Here is an 18152-nt window from a genome sequence, read left to right on the forward strand (position 1 = left end):
CGTTCCGTATATCGCAGCTTTTACTTCGCTGCGTTGAACTCAGATTTTAATTGTGCAATAAACTCTAAATTATTCTCCTTTGCACACTTCCTGCTTAATATAACAGAATTTACCATATCAATGCAAGTATTTATATCATCATTTATGACAATATACTCATAGAGGTCGATACTCTTAGCCTCTTCAGCCGCTCTTTTCATTCTCTTTTCTATAACAGCTGCTTCCTCAGAACCTCTGCCTTCAAGTCTGCTTCTGAGAGTTTCCTTATCCTTAGTTGTGATAAAGATAAGTATTGCATCAGGATACTGACTTTTAACATTCATAGCACCCTGAACTTCGATCTCGAGAATGACATCTCTGCCTGCATTTATCTCATCCTCAACAAATTTACGAGGTGTTCCGTAATAATTATCTACATACTGAGCCCACTCGATAAATCCGTTATAATCAATAAGATTCTTGAAATCATCAACTGTTTTAAAATAATATTCTCTTCCGTCTACTTCACCCGGTCTTGGACTTCTTGTTGTTGCCGATACAGAAAGACTGTATCCGTATTTCTCTACAAGTCCTTTAACAACCGTACCTTTTCCTGCTCCGGAAAATCCTGATAATACGATAAGTTTTCCTTTATTACTCATAATAGCCTCCATTACTCTAAATTCTGTATCTGCTCTCTTATCTTCTCTATACAAGTTTTAAGTTCAATTCCTATATCCGTTACAGCAAGAGAATCTGACTTGGAAAGAATTGTATTTGATTCTCTGTTCATTTCCTGAACTATAAAATCAAGCTTTCTTCCTACAGCTCCTCCGCCTAAGAGGATATTCTTAACGCCTTCTATGTGACTCTTCAGTCTTACTATCTCTTCATCTACACATATCTTATCAGAATATATAACAACTTCAGCTGCTATTCTTGATTCATCAATGCTTCCTGCTTCTATAAGTTCTTTTACTTTAGTAGTAAGCTTCTCTTTATATTCAGCAATGAGTGTTGGTGACATCTCTTCAATCTTATCAACCATAGCAGCCATCTCATCGAGTTTAGCAAGCATATCATTTTTAAGATTTTCACCTTCAACCGCTCTTGCCTTAGAGAAATTTTCTCCGGCTTCACGTAAAGTTTTCTCGATTGTTTCATATAAGCTGTTATCTATCTCAGACTTCTCTTCAAGCGAAAATACTTCCGGAAAATCAGCAATAACTGTCGGCTTAAAATCTTCATTCAAATCGAAATCCTGCTTCATCTGCTCAAGATGGCCGATATATTCAGCAGCGATTTCCTTATTGTATTTAACAACGAGATTTGATTTAGCATAATCTTCATATGTTACAAATACATCAACTTTTCCTCTCTCGATATAATCTTTAAGAACGGTTCTCATAGCCGCTTCAAACTGATTAAACTTGCGAGGCATCTTGATATTTATATCTGAATATCTGTGATTAACAGACTTAATCTCAATAGCTATCTTTTTATCCTCGTCTACATACTCGCTTCTTCCGAAGCCTGTCATACTTCTGATCATTTTCGTCTCCTGCTATTATCAATTTATTTTATCATACCTGTGTAAGACCATCGATCGACGGTTCTGCCATCATGGAGTAATTGGTATGATATATAACATATCCAAGATTAGCTTTTGGTGGTTTCTTAAGATTCTTTCTCTCAGTATAATCTATCTCCACCTTAGGTGCATCCTTACCTGATGAATAATATGCCGCAAGCCTTCCTGCCTCTTCATAAGTTCTGTCAGGAATCTCAGCCTCGCTCTTCTTCTTAACTATTACATGAGAACCCGGCATATTCTTCGAATGAAACCACATATCATTTCCGGAAGCTATCTTGAAAGTTAATTCATCATTCTGAATATTATTCCTTCCAACATACATATCATATCCATCTGAAGATATAAAATGAAGTGGTTTTGATTTCTGTATTATACCCTTTTGTCCGCCCTTATTCTTCTTTCCTCCGGAGAGCTTCTTCATCCTGTTGTCACCTTTTGCATAACCGGATTCCACAAGTTCTGTTCTTATATCAATAAGTTCATCCTCCGACTCTGCCATCATAAGGGATGCCTGAACAGATTGAAGATACATAAGTTCTCCCTTTGTTTCATCGGTAAGAATCGTCAAAGCTTCAAATGTTCTTTTCTTTTTATTGTATTTTGAAAAATATTTTACGCTGTTTTCCGAAGGTGTAAGATTTTCATCAAGAGGAATCTCTATTTCCTTGTCCTCATAATAGTTTAAGCACTTTAATATCTTATCACCCTTCTGAAGATTATATCCATATGTATTGATAAGTTCACCGTAAACCTTGTACTTATCTCTGTCATCCGTATCCTTTAACTGCTGAAGCTGAAGATCATACTTCTTGGAAACTCTTTCCACAGCATTTGCCACAAGATGTCTAAGGTCCGCAGACCTTGTACTGATACGGTTTTTAGCCGCCTTTTCATTATAATAATCAAATGTAAGTTTCGAAGGACTTTCATATCCTCTTACTTCATAATCAGAATACATTGAAAGTCTGACTGCCGAAAACTCTTTAGGCATTCCGTTTGAAAGATAAATCTCATTTACAAATGAATCATTACTGATATTATCTCTCACATTTTTAAAAGCATTAAATACATTATTCTTTTCATCATCACTGAGTGATGAACTGTCTTTTCTAGGTTCGACATTTGCTTCGTAACAGATTTCTTCTGCTACAACAGGTGAAAAACCATTTACAGAAGTATATATCGCCTTACTGATATTTACATTCTTCGAAAATACATTTTCATAAAATTCCGATTCAGAGATTTCCAAAGGATTTTTCTTGTCTCCTGCCGGTGGATATGTATATTCCCTTCCCGGAAGAACTTCTCTTACCGAACTTACATCACTCGGAATCCTCTTAATACTATCAAGTATTCTGTTGTCACTGTCAACAAGGATGATATTACTGTGACGACCCATGAATTCGGCTATCAGCCTCTTCTTTTCGATATCACCCATTTCATTTCTATGTTCTATTATGATCTCGACTATTCGTTCAAACCCCGGCTGAACTATATCAACTATCCTGCCGTTTCCGATATATTTACGCAATAACATGCAGAAGTTCGGAGCTGTGAGCGGTGCATTTTTAGACTCTTCCGTAAGATATATAAGCGGAAGTGAAGCATCAGCCGTAATGATAAGTTTAACATTTTCTCTTCCTTTGATCGTGAGAAAAAGTTCATTATCATCAGTCTGCTGGATCTTGCTCATCCTTCCGTCAACGATCTTTCCCTTAAGTTCATGCACTATGCTGCTTATCATAATTCCGTCAAAAGCCATTATAATCACCTAAAAATGTCTGCGTATGCATAACACACGCAGACATCTGAATCCTATTCATATTCTACAATTCATTATACATCTGTTCATAAATCTTTGCTGAATTAGCCCAGCTGTAATTCTGTTCCATGGCACGTTTCTGTAAACCTGCCCATGCTTCTTTATTATCAAAGAATACTTTCTTTGAATAATTGATAGTATTTAACAGCTCATATGCATCATAATTTGCAAATGAAAATCCGGTTCCTGTTCCCTCATATTCATTATAAGGAATAACAGTATCTTTAAGTCCACCTGTTTCTCGTACTATCGGAAGCGTACCATATCTAAGTGCCATAAGCTGAGTCAGACCACAAGGCTCAAACCTTGATGGAACAAGCATCGAATCACAGGCAGCATAAATCCTATGTGAAAGCTCATCACTGAAATAAATATTTGCTGAAAGCTTTGCCGGATGAATACCCTGATAATATCTGAACATATCCTCATACCTTCTGTCTCCGGTACCGAGGACTACAAACTGTGTTCCGTCTGTCATTATATCATTCATTATCCTGTCTACAAGATCAAGACCTTTCTGATCTGTAAGTCTCGATATAAGTCCGATCATATATGCATTCGGATCTTCCGGTAAACCAAGCTCCTTCTGAAGAGCCAGCTTATTGGCAACCTTATTCTTCTTATATGTTTTTATACTATAATTTTTAGCTATCGCTTTATCTGTCTCCGGGTTCCATACCTGGTAATCAATACCATTGACTATACCCCAAAGAGACTGCCATCTTGCACGCAGAAGTCCGTCAAGTCCTTCACCGTAATACGGTGTCTGAATTTCCTGAGCATATGTATTGGAAACCGTCGAAATCTTGTCTGCATAAACAAGACCACCCTTAAGCATACTTCCGTCTTTATCTATCTCCAATTTATCAGGAGTGAAAAGATATCCCGGAAGTCCTGAATATTCCTGAAGAGTCTTAATATCCCATCTACCCTGGAACTGCAGGTTATGAATCGTCATAACAGACTTCATATTGCTGTAGAAAGGATTACTTGAAAATATAGTCTTAAGGAATACCGGAACCATTCCCGCCTGCCAGTCATGGCAATGAATGATATCAGGCTGGAAACCGATACCCGGAAGGATTGAAAGGGCTGCCTTACTGAAAAAGCAGAACTTTTCAATATCCCATTTTACATCTCCGTAAATATTGAAACCATTGAAATAATATTCATTATCAATAAAATAAACCGGAACACCTTCATACTCAAGATACATTACTCCGACATACTGCTGCTTCCAGCCGATATCCATATGAAAATGTGTTATATATCTCATTTTCTTACGATATTTCTCAGGAAGGCACATATAATTCGGCATGATGATTCTGACATCATATTCCTTTTTATTGAACTTTTTAGGAAGAGTTCCAACTACATCTGCCAGACCTCCGGTCTTGATGAATGGAACACATTCTGATGCTATATACGCTATTTTTTTCATTTGCAACCCCTCCATCTATGATCAAGCAGAAAATCTTGCTTTGATAAAATTCTCAATTTCAGTTACACATCCTCTTATACCAAAACGCTCTGAATTAAGTGAAAGATCATAATATCTGACATTCTTCCAGTCGTGACCGGTATAATATCTGTAATAATCTTCCTTATGCCTGTCCATGCTGTTGATATAAGAGATAAGTTCTTTATCCGGCATATTATGTATAGACGAGGCTCTTCTAATTCTGTACTCAATCGGTGCATGTATAAATACACTTATAACATTTGGATAGTCTTTCAAAATGTAATTCGAACATCTTCCCACTATAACGCAGGACTCCTTCGAAGCAAGCTCTCTTATTATGTCCGATTGATAAGTGAACAGATCTTTCATAGAGAGGAAATCATCACTTTCCGGAGGGAGTTCGTCATGAAAATCATGCCCTTCGTATTGTGACTTGGCTATTGTAAAAAAAGATGTTCCCTTTATCCTTGCATCATGTGCAACATGATTATCCATAAGATTTTTACTGTCCGAAACAAGTCTGAACATCTCACTGTCATAGCAGTTTATGCCCAGTTCTTCAGCCAGCCTTTTACCAACCTTAAGGCCGCCGGAACAATACTGTCTGGCAATTGTGATAACAACCTTTTTCTCCATAGTCCGCCCCTCCTTTGTCTGCTACCCCATAATTAGAAAAGATACTCCCCACCGCACTTTTCAATGCAAGCCTTAGTAACAACGCTCAGCGCATCTATATAATAGTCACTATTCAACTCATAATTCACATTAAAAACTGATAACTCTGTACATGCAAGAACCACTGCCTCGCACCCCTTATTTCTAAGTGAAGCAGCTGCATCCATAAATTTATGCTTATCGCCTTTTTCTCCGGCTTTGATCTCATCATAGATGATGGACATGACTTTACTTTGAGCATCCGGATCAGGATAAACAACATCTACTCCATGCTTTCTTAATGCTCTGCCGTACATGTCATTTTTGACAGTTCCGTCAGTTGCCATAATGCCGACTTTCTTAAATCCTCTGGCAGCCGTATAAGCAGCTGTCTCTTCAATCATATTGATAAATCTGCCATCCATGCATTCGTCAAATCTGTCAGCGAAAAAATGGCAGGTATTACAAGGAACCGCAAGATATTCACATCCTGCACCCTTAAGCATCTTTACGTCCTGTGACAGTATGTCCCAGAGCTCTTCCTGTCTGCCGTTAAGTATGGCCTCTGTTCTATCAGGTATAGTTGCATGTGAGTATATAAGTATATCAAGATGGTCTCTATCTCCCGAAACAGCTGTTTTCTCTATGATTTTCTTATAAAGAATCTCTGTCGCCTCAGGACCCATACCACCTAAAATACCAAGTTTTTTCTTGTTCATTTATGTCGTCCTCTCAAGCAATAAGCTCATATAAAATCTTATAAAAATTATAACTTGAAGTGCCCCCCGTGTCAACAAATCCGCCTGTTCTATCTATTCCAAATATTCGCCTGTATATTCCGCAAATAAGCGACATTTTCAGGGTATATCGTCCGATCTTTATTTATTTTATATTTATGATGTAAATAATCATTTTTTATAAATATGATTTTAAAAATTCCGGGCAAAGAAAACATTTCACTAAACTCTTTTAAAGTGGTATACTGTAGGTTGTTTTATGATTTGTGTATCGAATGTAAATTATAATTTATGCAATTATATGCAATGACCGCTTATTGCGGTTGATGTTTCATATGCATATTGTGATTCGCATATTATGAGCTTCATATTTGATCTGCATATTGTGATCTGCATATTGTAATCTGCATATTGTAATCTGCATATTGTGTTCTGCATATTGTGATCTGCATATTGTAATCTGCATATTGTGATCTGCATATTGTAATCTGCATTTGGAATACACATTAAAATGAAAAGGGGATAAAAAATGAAATTCACTGATGAGTCCTTCATACCTATGCTTTTCGGCGGTGACATCAATACTTACAGTGTCGCAAGAGCATTTTATGAAGAATATAAAGTTAAATCATACGTATTCGGAAAATTCCAGACAGGACCAAGCTACGGCAGCAAGATAACAGTTTATCATGCTGACAAAGATATAGATACCGACGAAGTTTTTCTTAAAACTGTAAGAGATTTCTGTTCGGAACATAGTGATAAAAAGGTACTTACCATCGGTTGCGGCGATTCTTATGTTGCACTTATCAGTAAGCACAAAAATGAATTGCCGGAAAATGCCATCGCTCCATATATCGATTTCGAACTTATGGACAGCCTTCAGCAGAAAGAGCTTTTCTACAAGCTCTGCGATAAGCATGGTATAGATTATCCGGGAACTCTTTGCTACAAAAAAGGAGATGTCCTCGGCGATACTCTTCCATTCCAGTTTCCTGTAATCTTAAAGCCATCTAATGGTATTAATTACTGGGAGCATGAATTCCCTACACAGGAAAAAGTATATACTATCGAATCACGCGAAAGACTCGAAAAAGTTATTAATGAGATTTATGATGCAGGTTACGAAGATACTCTCATTATCCAGGATATGATTCCGGGAAATGATGAATATATGCGCGTTCTCACATCTTACTCAGACCATAACGGTAAAGTTAAAATGATGTGTCTCGGACATGTTCTTCTCGAAGAGCATACTCCTCACGGAAAAGGTAATCATGCTGTCATAATTACAGAGCCTCAGGTTGAGCTTATGAAAAAAGTCAAAAACCTTCTCGAGGATCTTAATTATATCGGATATTCAAATTTTGATATCAAGTATGATTCTCGTGATAATAAATATAAATTCTTTGAGATCAATACAAGACAGGGCAGATCTAATTTCTATGTAACAGCTTCCGGCTTCAATGTTGCCAGATATTTTGTTGAAGAATATATAAGAGGAAGAGACCTTCCTTTAATGGTTGCCAAGAAAGAGCATCTTTGGCTTGTAGTTCCAAAGGGTGTTGCAAAGAAATATGTTAAGGACCCTGCCAACAAGAAAAAGCTCAAAGAACTTCTCAAAAAGAATAAATTCGTGAATCCTGTTTTTATGGCCGGCGATCTGAAGCTTAACAGAACACTCAGAATGCTTAAGCAGCACATAAGCCACTATAAGAAATATAAGGAATATTACAAATAATGGAGATTTAAAATGCATAAACTGCAGGAATATATTGACGTTTTAACAAAGAATAATCTTCTGTCATCCGACAATACCAATGCGGATGATAAAGAAATAATAATCAAAGGACTTACATATGACTCAAACAGTGTTACCGAAGGTACTCTCTTTGTATGTAAGGGTGCCGCATTTAAACAGGCCTATCTTGAAGATGCCGTAAAAAAAGGTGCTGTTGCATTTATAAGTGAAAAAGAGTATCCGGATGTAGCCCTTCCTCATATCATGGTAAATGACATCCGACGCGCCATGCCATTTCTCGGAAAGATTTTCTATGACAGTCCATGGAATAATTTTAAGCTGACAGGTCTTACCGGAACAAAAGGTAAATCAACAACGGCTTATTACATCAAGAATATACTCGATCTTTACGAGGAAAGTATTGGCCGTTCAGAGACTGCCATTACTTCTTCAATCGATTTCTATGACGGAAAGAAAAGATATGAATCACATATAACAACTCCTGAATGTCTGGAGCTCCTTTATCATTTCGATAATGCTGCCAAATCAGACATAGATTTCTTCACTATGGAAGTCTCATCTCAGGCGTTAAAATATAACAGAGTGGATCTTATCACATATGATGCAGGTGTATTTTTAAATATTTCCGAAGATCATATAAGCCCTATCGAACATCCTGATTTTGAAGATTATTTTTCATCAAAATTACGCTTCTTCTCTCAGGTAAAACATGCTCTTATCTGTACTGATTCAGATTACTATGAACGTATCGAAGAAGCTTCTAAGGCATCTTCAAAAGTTACTACTTTCGGCACAAAACCGGGAAGTGATATATATGGATATGACATCAAAAAGGTTGATGAAGAGATTCATTTCAAAGTAAAATGTGACCGTTTTGATAAAGAATTCATTCTTACTATGCCGGGACTTTTCAATGTACAGAACGCTCTCGCAGCCATCGCAGTTGCTGTAAGCTATGATATACCGGAAGAATATATCTTTAACGGATTAAAGACTGCAAGATCAAAGGGAAGAATGGAGCTTTTCACAACCAAAGATAAGAAGGTTTTTGCCATTGTTGATTATGCTCATAACAAGCTTTCTTTTGAGAAATTATATGAATCAACATTTTCCGAGTATCCGGGAAGACGTGTTGTAACAATCTTCGGATGTCCGGGTAAGAAAGCCCTTCTTAGACGTGAACATCTCGGAACTCTCGCCGGAAAGAATTCAGATATGATCTATCTCGTACCTGAGGATCCGGGTGAAGAACCAGCTGAAGAAATATCAAAAGACATTGCTCAATATGTAGAAAAAGAAGGTTGTCCATACGAAATACTCGATAGCAGAAGCATCGCAATTAAGAAGGCAATATTTGAAGTTGCTTCACCGGACATGCCTCCTACTGTTCTTCTCATAACCGGAAAAGGTGATGAAACACGCCAGAAGATCGGAAGAGAATATATTCCATGCCCATCAGATGCAGAATATGTTCAAAACTTCATCAAGGAATATGATGAGAAATATAATTAATCCGGTCATCACAGAATTTTGGTAAATCAACTTTTGATACTTATTTAAATTTAATTTATCCAAAATATAAACAGGAAGCTCTGATAGATTTTTCTTTCGGAGCTTCCTGTTTTTGATTTAATTTGGTTTTATATATAATATTTTTATATGTATTTTACACTTCTTGTTTTATGTATATGTTCTTATATTTCAAGATTTCGATTTTAAATGTTTATTATTGTAATCTACTTATTATATTCTTCCAAGAGATTATAAATGCCATCTTCTGAGAGAACGCCTCTCTTTAATCCTGCGGGAATAAGCCCTTTTTCATCCAGCATAAAATCATATTTCCAATCAGGACTTGATAAATACTTTTCAAGTATTTTCAAATCCTCTGAAGTACCGCTGCCGCTTCTTACTCTGTCGTATATTTCTTCCATAGATGCAATACGAGCGAATGCTTTATTCTCCTTTACATCTATACCGAAAATATGTTTTTCCATACTTTCTTTAACTTTGCAGGAATCGTCTTCTATATGAGAAAGATATGTTACTATCAGCCCGGTTCTCGGTAATATATAACACTTCTGTTTCAGCTTACCATTGATGCTGAATCCACCTCTATACATCCAGATATAAAAACCGTATCCGCCTTCTCTATTCATCTGCTGTGTACTTGTGGCAAGATCAACATATTCCGATGAGATAATGCGTTTTCCGTTATAAATACCCTTATTGAAAAGAAGCAGTCCAAACTTACTTAAATCATGGACAGACAAAAGCATTTTAGAAGCACCATAAAAATATCCTTCAGGACTTCTTTCATATTCATAATCTACAATATCCATAGTTTTAAGGATACGCTCTTCTATTACTTTCCCCAGGTCACATCCAAAAGCTTTATCAAGAGCCACACCTACAAGATATGCAGAAATATTACTATAGTTGAATGTTACTTTATCCGGATCAATCTCATCACAGTTCAGCGCGAAATCAAGCCAGTTATCGCCTTCAGGTCTGAACGGAAAACCATTAACAGACATGGTTAGCAGTCGTCTGATAGTTATTCTTGAAAAAACATCATAACTCTTTTTTGAAAGATTTTTATATTTATCTTCAGGAAGATATTCAAGAATCGATTTATCAATGTCTATTCTTTTCTCGTCATATGCTATTCCAACTGCCACAGAAAGCACAGTCTTTGTAGCCGAATAAATTTGATGAAGCCCTTCCGTATCGCCGTAGTTATATTTTAATTTACCATTTTCATAGACTTCCACACCGAATACATTCCAATCATTTTCTTCGATGTCTTTTACAAATAAATCAAAATTCATTCATAGCCTCCCTAATGCTGTCTTTCTGCTTCTACTGCCGGATAAATAAAAATATATTTTATTCCCGTAAAATTACTCATCCATATCGTCTATAGATTCAAATTCATTTATAAATCCGTCCATATCTACAAAAATGATGTCATCATCGATTTCATTCTCCGGATTGACTGCCCCTTCCTCATTTACAGAGTCATAAGACATTTCCTCTTCTTTAATATCATCCTTCTCATTTATATCTTCTGACATTTCAATATCACCACGGATATAATAAATGATATCATCTATAGTCTGTTCATCAGGTATAGTCATTTCAAAATACATCTTCTCAACATTGGAAAGAGTAAGCTGATATTCCGTTCTTTTTCTTCCGAAAGGTCCCTTCTTAATTTCAACCTTATTCTTTGAAATATATTTGACGTCATCAAGATATATGATATCTATCCTGCTTACATAAACAACTATAAGAAATGATTCAGTAACATAGATATTATCACTTCTATATAAGAGTTTCTTACGCATTTCCTTATCAATTCTGCGTACAACTTTACCCGGCTTGCCATACTTTTTAAGCTGTCTTGCCTGTCTGTTTAAAGCCGGATTATAAGAAGCCACAAGGATATATGCAAGGAGTATTACAAGAACGACCACAAGAACGTAATGCATGCATTTTAAGCTCTTTATCCAAAGTCCCGGAAACTTAGTTTCATCAAGAATATATGGTGAAACAGCACCTTCGATCTTCGCATTTTCAAGTCCAAGTGTAGTTGCATACTCGCTTAGAATATAATCAGCTGTTGGTGTATCCTTAATAATCTTTACCTTAAATGATATCTTTTCTCCATTTTTAACTTTATTCGCCGTTTCTTCTTTCAGAAGAATAATGAATAAACGACCGTCTTTATATTCGTAAAAATATTGTCCTGTCTTTTTTTCACCGGTTATTTGATCAAATCCTGCCGGTTTAAGCGACTCAGGTTCATAGATGACATTTACCATATTATCAATAAAATAGCTTTCGGTTTCATGAATATCATCTAAAGTAAATACTTTAACATCATTATGTTTCCTTACACTTATGACGGTAAATAAAAGAGCCGTAAGTATCATCAGCTGAGGAATTGCCATAAGTATTAAATTCTTTAATAATATATTAGTAAACTTCTTTTTATTGTTCATTATGATTTATATATTAATCCTTTGAATTTATATCCGACTTCAGTCACAGCTTTCTTTACATCTTCACTGTTTAATTCTTCACTAACCGAAAGTATTGCCTTACCAGTTTTGTGACTTACCTCGGCATTTTCTACTGCAGTAAAAGCGGTAAGAGCATCTCTCACTCTTTTCTCGCAGTGTTCACACATCATACCGCTGATTTTAACTACAACGGTCTTATTACTTTTATTATCAGAAATATTTTCATCTTTTGGAAGTTTGATCAGATTGAGTCTTAGAGCATTTGTCACAACACAAAAACTTGAAAGACTCATTGCAAGCGCACCGAACATAGGATTTAATTTTATTCCCCACAAATGATAATAAACCCCCGCTGCAAGAGGTATCCCTATAACATTATAGATAAAAGCCCAGAAAAGATTCTGATGTATATTCCTTAAAGTAGCCTTACTTAATATTATAGATGATACAACATCTTTAACCTTACTCTTCATCAAAACCACATCAGCTGCATCAATAGCCACATCAGTACCCGCACCGATTGCTATACCTATGTCTGCTGCTGTGAGTGCTGGAGCATCATTTATTCCGTCTCCGACCATTATAACCTTACCATACTCCTCTTTAAGCTCTCTGATAGCTTTCTCCTTGCCTGAAGGAAGTACATCGGAAATAACTCTGTCAACCCCTGCGGCTTTTCCCACAGCTTCGGCTGTTCTTTTATTATCTCCGGTAAGCATTATAACCCCAATATTCATTTTTTTCAGCATTTTTATAGCTTCGATACTATCATTTTTTAAAGTATCCGCCACTGCTACTATACCCAGAAGCTTCTCGTCTATTGAGAAGAAAACAGGAGTCTTTCCTTCTGAAGCATATCCTGCTGATAATTCTTCAACCTTCTTAGATATTTTAATCTTTTTATTTATAAAGTCAAAATTTCCTCCTGCAACACGCTTTCCTTCTATCATTCCGGAAAGGCCGTTACCCGGATAGACCTTAAATTCTTTTACCTCTAAACCTGCTTCACCGGTTGCTTCACTGTATTTTACTATTGCTTTTGCAAGCGGATGTTCGCTGAGTTTTTCAAGAGAAACAGCATATCTTAAAATGTCATCATTGCTGAATCCTTCAGCTCCATAAATATCCGTAACAACCGGCTCACCGCTTGTGATAGTACCCGTTTTATCAAATACAACTGCTTTTGCACGGCCTGTCTCTTCAAGGGAAACTGCATTTTTGAAAAGTATACCGTTTCTTGCACCGACTCCATTTCCTACCATGATAGCTACAGGTGTAGCAAGACCAAGGGCACAAGGGCATGAAATAACAAGTACAGAAATGGCTCTTGAAATAGAAAAAGCCGAGCCGTAACCAAGAAGCATCCATATGATAAATGTTACTACAGAAATAGCTATTACAACAGGCACGAAAATACCTGAAACCTTATCTGCAATTTTGGCTATAGGTGCCTTTGTTGCCGCTGCATCGCTTACCATTTCTATTATCTGCGAAAGAGTTGTATCTCTTCCTACTCTTCTTGCTTCACCCTTTATATAACCGGAAGCACATATGGTCGCAGCAGAAATCTCATCACCTTCCGTCTTATCAACCGGAATACTTTCGCCTGTTAATGAGGCCTCATTTACCGCACAGTTTCCTTCTATTATAACTCCGTCAACCGGAATGCTCTCACCTGATCTTACAACGAATATATCTCCGACTTTTACTTCATCTATGGAAACTGTCTTTTCCTTCCCGTCCTTATAGATAACTGCTGTCTTCGGAGCCAGCTTCATAAGGCTTTTAAGGGCATTCGTTGTCTTACCTTTTGAATAAGCTTCAAGCATCTTACCTACCGTAATAAGAGTAAGTATCATAGCCGCAGATTCAAAATAAAATTCATCCATATATTTTTCGCCGGTGCCGCCTTTTACAACGGAATCAGTCATAATAAAGAGGACGCCGACACTATATATAAATGATGTGAATGATCCAAGCGCAACAAGAGTGTCCATATTCGGTGCACCCTTAATAAGACTTTTGAAACCGCTTATAAAGAACTTTTGATTGATGACCATAATTATCACTGCAAGAATCATCTGCAAAAGTCCCATTGCAACATGATTGCCTGACATACTCTTTGGTATAGGCCATCCAAGCATCATATGTCCCATAGAAAAATACATTAATATCAACAGAAATATAATAGATGCTATGAGTCTTTTTCTAAGCTTCGGTGTCTCTTTATCTCTTAGAGCCTCTTCCTCTGCCGCATACGAATTAGACGAAGCATTTGATCTAATATCATTAGAACTAACTGCCGCGCCATATCCTGCATACTCAACAGCTTTAATTATTTTTTCCGCCGGCGCATCACCTTCAACACCCATAGAATTAGTCAGAAGATTTACGGAGCAAGATTTAACTCCTTCAACTCCAAGCACCGCTTTTTCTACTCTAGCCTGGCATGCCGCACAGCTCATTCCTGTGATACTGTATTTTTCCATCGATTAATTTCTCCGACCTATTGAAATTTCTATTAAAAGTTCTGTTATGGAACATATCGATTCTGCGCAGACATATTCATATTTTCCATGGAAATTATGTCCTCCTGCGCAAAGATTAGGACACGGAAGTCCCTTAAATGAAAGTGAAGCTCCGTCGGTACCGCCTCTGATCGGACTTATCTTCGGAATGATAGAAAGTTTCTTCATAGCATTCTTTGCATCCTCGATCAAAAACAGATTATCCGGATCTATCTTTTCTTTCATATTGAAGTACTGATCTCTTAATTCTACAGAAATCGCATCTTCTTTAAACAATCTGTATTTTTCATTTAATCTTTCCGCTGTCTTAATTAAAATATCTTTCTTCTGCTCAAACTTTATTCTGTCATGGTCTCTTATGATATATTCCATGTGAGCTTCTTCTGTTGTGCCACTGAATTTCATAAGATAAAAGAATCCTTCATATCCATCTGTATATTCAGGTCTTTCATTCTGAGGGATGCTTAGATCAAACTCCTCAGCCACTCTTATGGCATTGAGCATTTTATCTTTTGCTTCTCCCGGATGAACAGTCAGACCGCTGACTTTAACTGACGCCGCAGCCGCATTGAAGTTCTCATATTCAAGCTCCCCAAGGGCACCTCCGTCAACAGTATATGCATAATCAGCTCCGAATCTTTCTACATCGAAGAACATTGTTCCTTCACCTATCTCTTCATCAGGTGTAAATGCAATAGCAATCTTTCCGTGAGAATATTTTCCTGTATTTTCTTTGATATCATTCAGAAATTCTTCCGCCATGGACATTATTTCAGCAATTCCGGCCTTATCATCAGCGCCGAGAAGTGTTGTTCCATCCGTGGTAATAAGAGTCTTTCCGATATAATCTTTTAATTCAGGAAACTTCGATACACTAAGGATTATATTTTCCTTTTCATTAAGGATTATATCTTTTCCGTCATAATCATAAACAAATTGCGGATTAACATCCTTTCCGCCGGTTTCCGGAGAAGTATCCATGTGGGAGATAAAGCCCAGGACTTTATCATGTTCTCTTCCTTCCGTAGCCGGAATCATCGCATAAATATAATTATGTTCTTCATCATAATAAATATCTTCCGCACCCAGTTCCTCAAGTTCATCAAAAAGTATCTTTCCCAAATCCTTCTGCTTTTCTGTACTTGGATGCAGTCCGCTGTTTTCATCCGACTGTGTATCAATCTTTACATATTTTAAAAATCTTTTTATAGCTTTACTATTCTTTATGTCACTCATTTTTGCAAACTTCCATTTATAATATTTCTCTTATATACCTGTAAAATACTTATATTAATCTAAATCTACTTTCCGTCAGGAAAACTTGTAAATACCGATGATTCAACTTCAGGAAGACCGTATTTGCTTTTTGCATCTTCAAAAGCCTTCATCATAAATACCATATTTCTTGCAAGATTTCTCATTGTCTGAAGTCCTTCAAGATCTTTCTTTACATCCGCTGATGTATGTCCATGCACCTGATTCCAGTAAGTACTCGAAGCGATAGGCATACCGCTGATTGCAAAGTATTTATTCAAAACATCATAAGTCGCTGTATTACCGCCTCTTCTGCAACTTACTACAGAAGCGCCAACCTTCATATGCTTTGAAAATGATGTACTATAGAATAATCTATCAAGGAACGAAAGCAGATTTCCATTAGGCGATCCGTAATATACAGGGCTTCCGATCACAACTCCGTCTGCTTCCATGAATTTCGGAACTGTCTCATTAACAATATCATCAAAGACACATTTTTTGTTCTTTCTACATGTTTCACATGCGATACATCCTCTGACAGCTTTATTTCCGATCTGAATAATCTCTGTCTCAACACCTTCTGCTGTAAAAATATCTATCATTTCCTGAAATGCAGTTGCTGTACAACCATTTGCATGCGGACTTCCGTTAATAAATAAAACCTTTGCCATCCCCCTTGTTCCTCCTTACTTCTTATACATTACAAGGCTACTCCTTAAAGTATACCCATAATCCTTACAATAATCATCAATTTTTATAAAATCTGCTTAGAATCTTTAATAATTTATATTTGAATAAAAGAAAAGACAGTCTTGAGCTCGATCACATAAATATATGTATAAAGGTCTTAACTGTCTTATTCTATATAATTCCGTAAATATTACCAATTCATATAACGGATGTCATATAGCTTATAACATCCAATTAATCGTGAAGTTTTCTCTTATCGATTGTTCTTACAGCCTTTCCTTCACTTCTAACGATTGACTTTGGTGCAAGAAGATGTATCTTTGGTCTGATTCCAAGCATTGTCTTCATTGCATTTACAAGATCTCTCTCTGAAGCTTCTTCATTGTCAGCTGCATGAATCTTCTTATAATTTTCTTCTGAAAGTTCTACGTTGATATCAAATGTATCTTCATTTCCGATACGATCAACTATGATCTGGTAGTTTGGTGTATATCCCTTCTTAAGAAGAACTGTCTCAATCTGTGATGGGAATACATTTACACCACGAATGATGAGCATATCGTCTGAACGTCCCTTCGGCTTGCACATCTTAACATGTGTACGTCCGCATGAGCACTTCTCTCTTGTAAGAACACAAAGGTCTCTTGTACGGTATCTGAGAAGTGGAAATGCTTCCTTATCAATACTTGAGAATACAAGCTCACCTTCCTGTCCCTCAGGAAGAACTTCACCTGTTTCAGGATCGATTATCTCTGCAATGAAATGATCCTCATTTATATGCATACCACTCTGTGCTTCACATTCAAATGAAACGCCAGGTCCTGAAATCTCTGTAAGACCATATATATCATAAGCCTTGATTCCGAGTGACTTCTCTATGCTGCGACGCATCTCTTCTGTCCATGGCTCTGCCCCGAAGATACCTGCCTTAAGCTTAAGGTCTTCAGGCTTAATACCCATCTCTTCAATCTTCTCACCGATATATGCTGCATATGATGGAGTACAGCAAAGGATTGTAGCATCAAGATCCTGCATGAACTGAACCTGTCTTTCAGTATTTCCTGAAGACATTGGAAGTGTAAGACATCCAACCTTGTGTGAGCCACCATGAAGTCCGGCACCACCTGTGAAAAGTCCGTAACCGTAAGCAACCTGACATACATCATTCTCACTTCCGCCTGCAGCAACGATAGCTCTTGCACAGCACTCTTCCCAGATATCAATATCATTCTGTGTGTAGAAAGCAACAACCCTCTTACCTGTTGTACCACTTGTTGAATGAATTCTTACGCAATCACTGAGCGGTCTTGAAAGAAGACCATATGGATAAGCCTCTCTAAGATCATTTTTAGTAAGGAAAGGAAGTTTTGAAAGATCTGCAAGACACTTGATATCTTCAGGCTTTACTCCCTTTTCATCCATAAGTTTTTTGTAGTATTTATTATTCTCATATACGTACTTAACCTGCTTTAAGAGCTTCTCTTCCTGTAACTTCTTAATCTCTTCAACAGGCATTGTCTCGATCTCAGGCTGAAAATACTTTTTTTCCATACTGCTTCTCTCCTTAAAATCATCTAAAATATAACCTTTTTAAATCTATATCTACGTATAGACTCGCAAAGAAAATTATACTTAAATC

General features: G+C 36.8%; 14 protein-coding genes. 2 read left to right on the forward strand and 12 right to left on the reverse strand.

The features are described 5' to 3' along the window. Positions 1-20: 20 nt before the first annotated feature. The 6 genes from gmk to cuyB all read right to left on the reverse strand — a co-directional run bounded on the left by gmk (position 21) and on the right by cuyB (position 6230). Positions 21-641, reverse strand: a complete 621-nt coding sequence (gmk, locus tag B5D25_RS06365) for a guanylate kinase (RefSeq protein WP_078787123.1) — start codon at positions 639-641, stop codon at positions 21-23. Positions 642-652: 11 nt separating this feature from the next. Then, positions 653-1531, reverse strand: a complete 879-nt coding sequence (locus B5D25_RS06370; protein WP_078787124.1) for a YicC/YloC family endoribonuclease — start codon at positions 1529-1531, stop codon at positions 653-655. A 31-nt stretch (positions 1532-1562) separates the two neighbouring features. Further along, positions 1563-3335 carry an Rqc2 family fibronectin-binding protein gene (locus B5D25_RS06375; protein ID WP_078787125.1) on the reverse strand — a complete coding sequence of 591 codons (1773 nt, stop codon included), beginning with the start codon at positions 3333-3335 and terminating at the stop codon, positions 1563-1565. A gap of 64 nt (positions 3336-3399) precedes the next feature. Continuing rightward, complete coding sequence (gene glgA / locus B5D25_RS06380; protein ID WP_078787126.1) at positions 3400-4836, reverse strand: glycogen synthase GlgA; 1437 nt, start codon at positions 4834-4836, stop codon at positions 3400-3402. Between the two features lie 21 nt (positions 4837-4857). Continuing rightward, positions 4858-5493: a cytidylate kinase-like family protein gene (locus B5D25_RS06385; protein ID WP_078787127.1), complete on the reverse strand. Its 636-nt coding sequence runs from the start codon at positions 5491-5493 to the stop codon at positions 4858-4860. A 32-nt stretch (positions 5494-5525) separates the two neighbouring features. Continuing rightward, positions 5526-6230: a cysteate racemase gene (gene cuyB / locus B5D25_RS06390; protein WP_078787128.1), complete on the reverse strand. Its 705-nt coding sequence runs from the start codon at positions 6228-6230 to the stop codon at positions 5526-5528. 547 nt (positions 6231-6777) lie between these two features. On the opposite strand from cuyB, the gene B5D25_RS06400 reads away from it, so the two are divergent. Beyond that, entirely contained in the window at positions 6778-7989 is a 1212-nt protein-coding gene (locus B5D25_RS06400) for a carboxylate--amine ligase (RefSeq protein WP_078787130.1), read from the forward strand. A gap of 12 nt (positions 7990-8001) precedes the next feature. After that, positions 8002-9522: a Mur ligase family protein gene (locus B5D25_RS06405; RefSeq protein WP_078787131.1), complete on the forward strand. Its 1521-nt coding sequence runs from the start codon at positions 8002-8004 to the stop codon at positions 9520-9522. Between the two features lie 224 nt (positions 9523-9746). Here the strand turns inward: B5D25_RS06405 and B5D25_RS06410 are convergent, their stop codons facing one another. The 6 genes from B5D25_RS06410 to B5D25_RS06430 all read right to left on the reverse strand — a co-directional run bounded on the left by B5D25_RS06410 (position 9747) and on the right by B5D25_RS06430 (position 18064). Next, positions 9747-10841 (reverse strand): DUF4298 domain-containing protein, encoded by a 1095-nt coding sequence (locus B5D25_RS06410; RefSeq protein ID WP_078787132.1) that lies wholly within the window; start codon positions 10839-10841, stop codon positions 9747-9749. Between the two features lie 72 nt (positions 10842-10913). Then, positions 10914-11966 (reverse strand): hypothetical protein, encoded by a 1053-nt coding sequence (locus tag B5D25_RS06415; protein ID WP_143000651.1) that lies wholly within the window; start codon positions 11964-11966, stop codon positions 10914-10916. Between the two features lie 50 nt (positions 11967-12016). Beyond that, the gene (locus tag B5D25_RS06420) at positions 12017-14527 is read right to left on the reverse strand and encodes a heavy metal translocating P-type ATPase (RefSeq protein ID WP_090168490.1); all 2511 of its coding nucleotides are present in this window, start codon (positions 14525-14527) and stop codon (positions 12017-12019) included. A 3-nt stretch (positions 14528-14530) separates the two neighbouring features. Continuing rightward, complete coding sequence (gene pepT, locus B5D25_RS12725; RefSeq protein ID WP_090168493.1) at positions 14531-15802, reverse strand: peptidase T; 1272 nt, start codon at positions 15800-15802, stop codon at positions 14531-14533. Positions 15803-15867: 65 nt separating this feature from the next. Next, entirely contained in the window at positions 15868-16494 is a 627-nt protein-coding gene (locus B5D25_RS06425; protein ID WP_078787134.1) for a flavodoxin family protein, read from the reverse strand. 253 nt (positions 16495-16747) lie between these two features. After that, positions 16748-18064 (reverse strand): phenylacetate--CoA ligase family protein, encoded by a 1317-nt coding sequence (locus B5D25_RS06430; RefSeq protein WP_078787135.1) that lies wholly within the window; start codon positions 18062-18064, stop codon positions 16748-16750. Positions 18065-18152: the final 88 nt, after the last annotated feature.

It is taken from the genome of Eubacterium ruminantium, assembly GCF_900167085.1.
GTDB lineage: Bacteria > Bacillota > Clostridia > Lachnospirales > Lachnospiraceae > Eubacterium_Q > Eubacterium_Q ruminantium.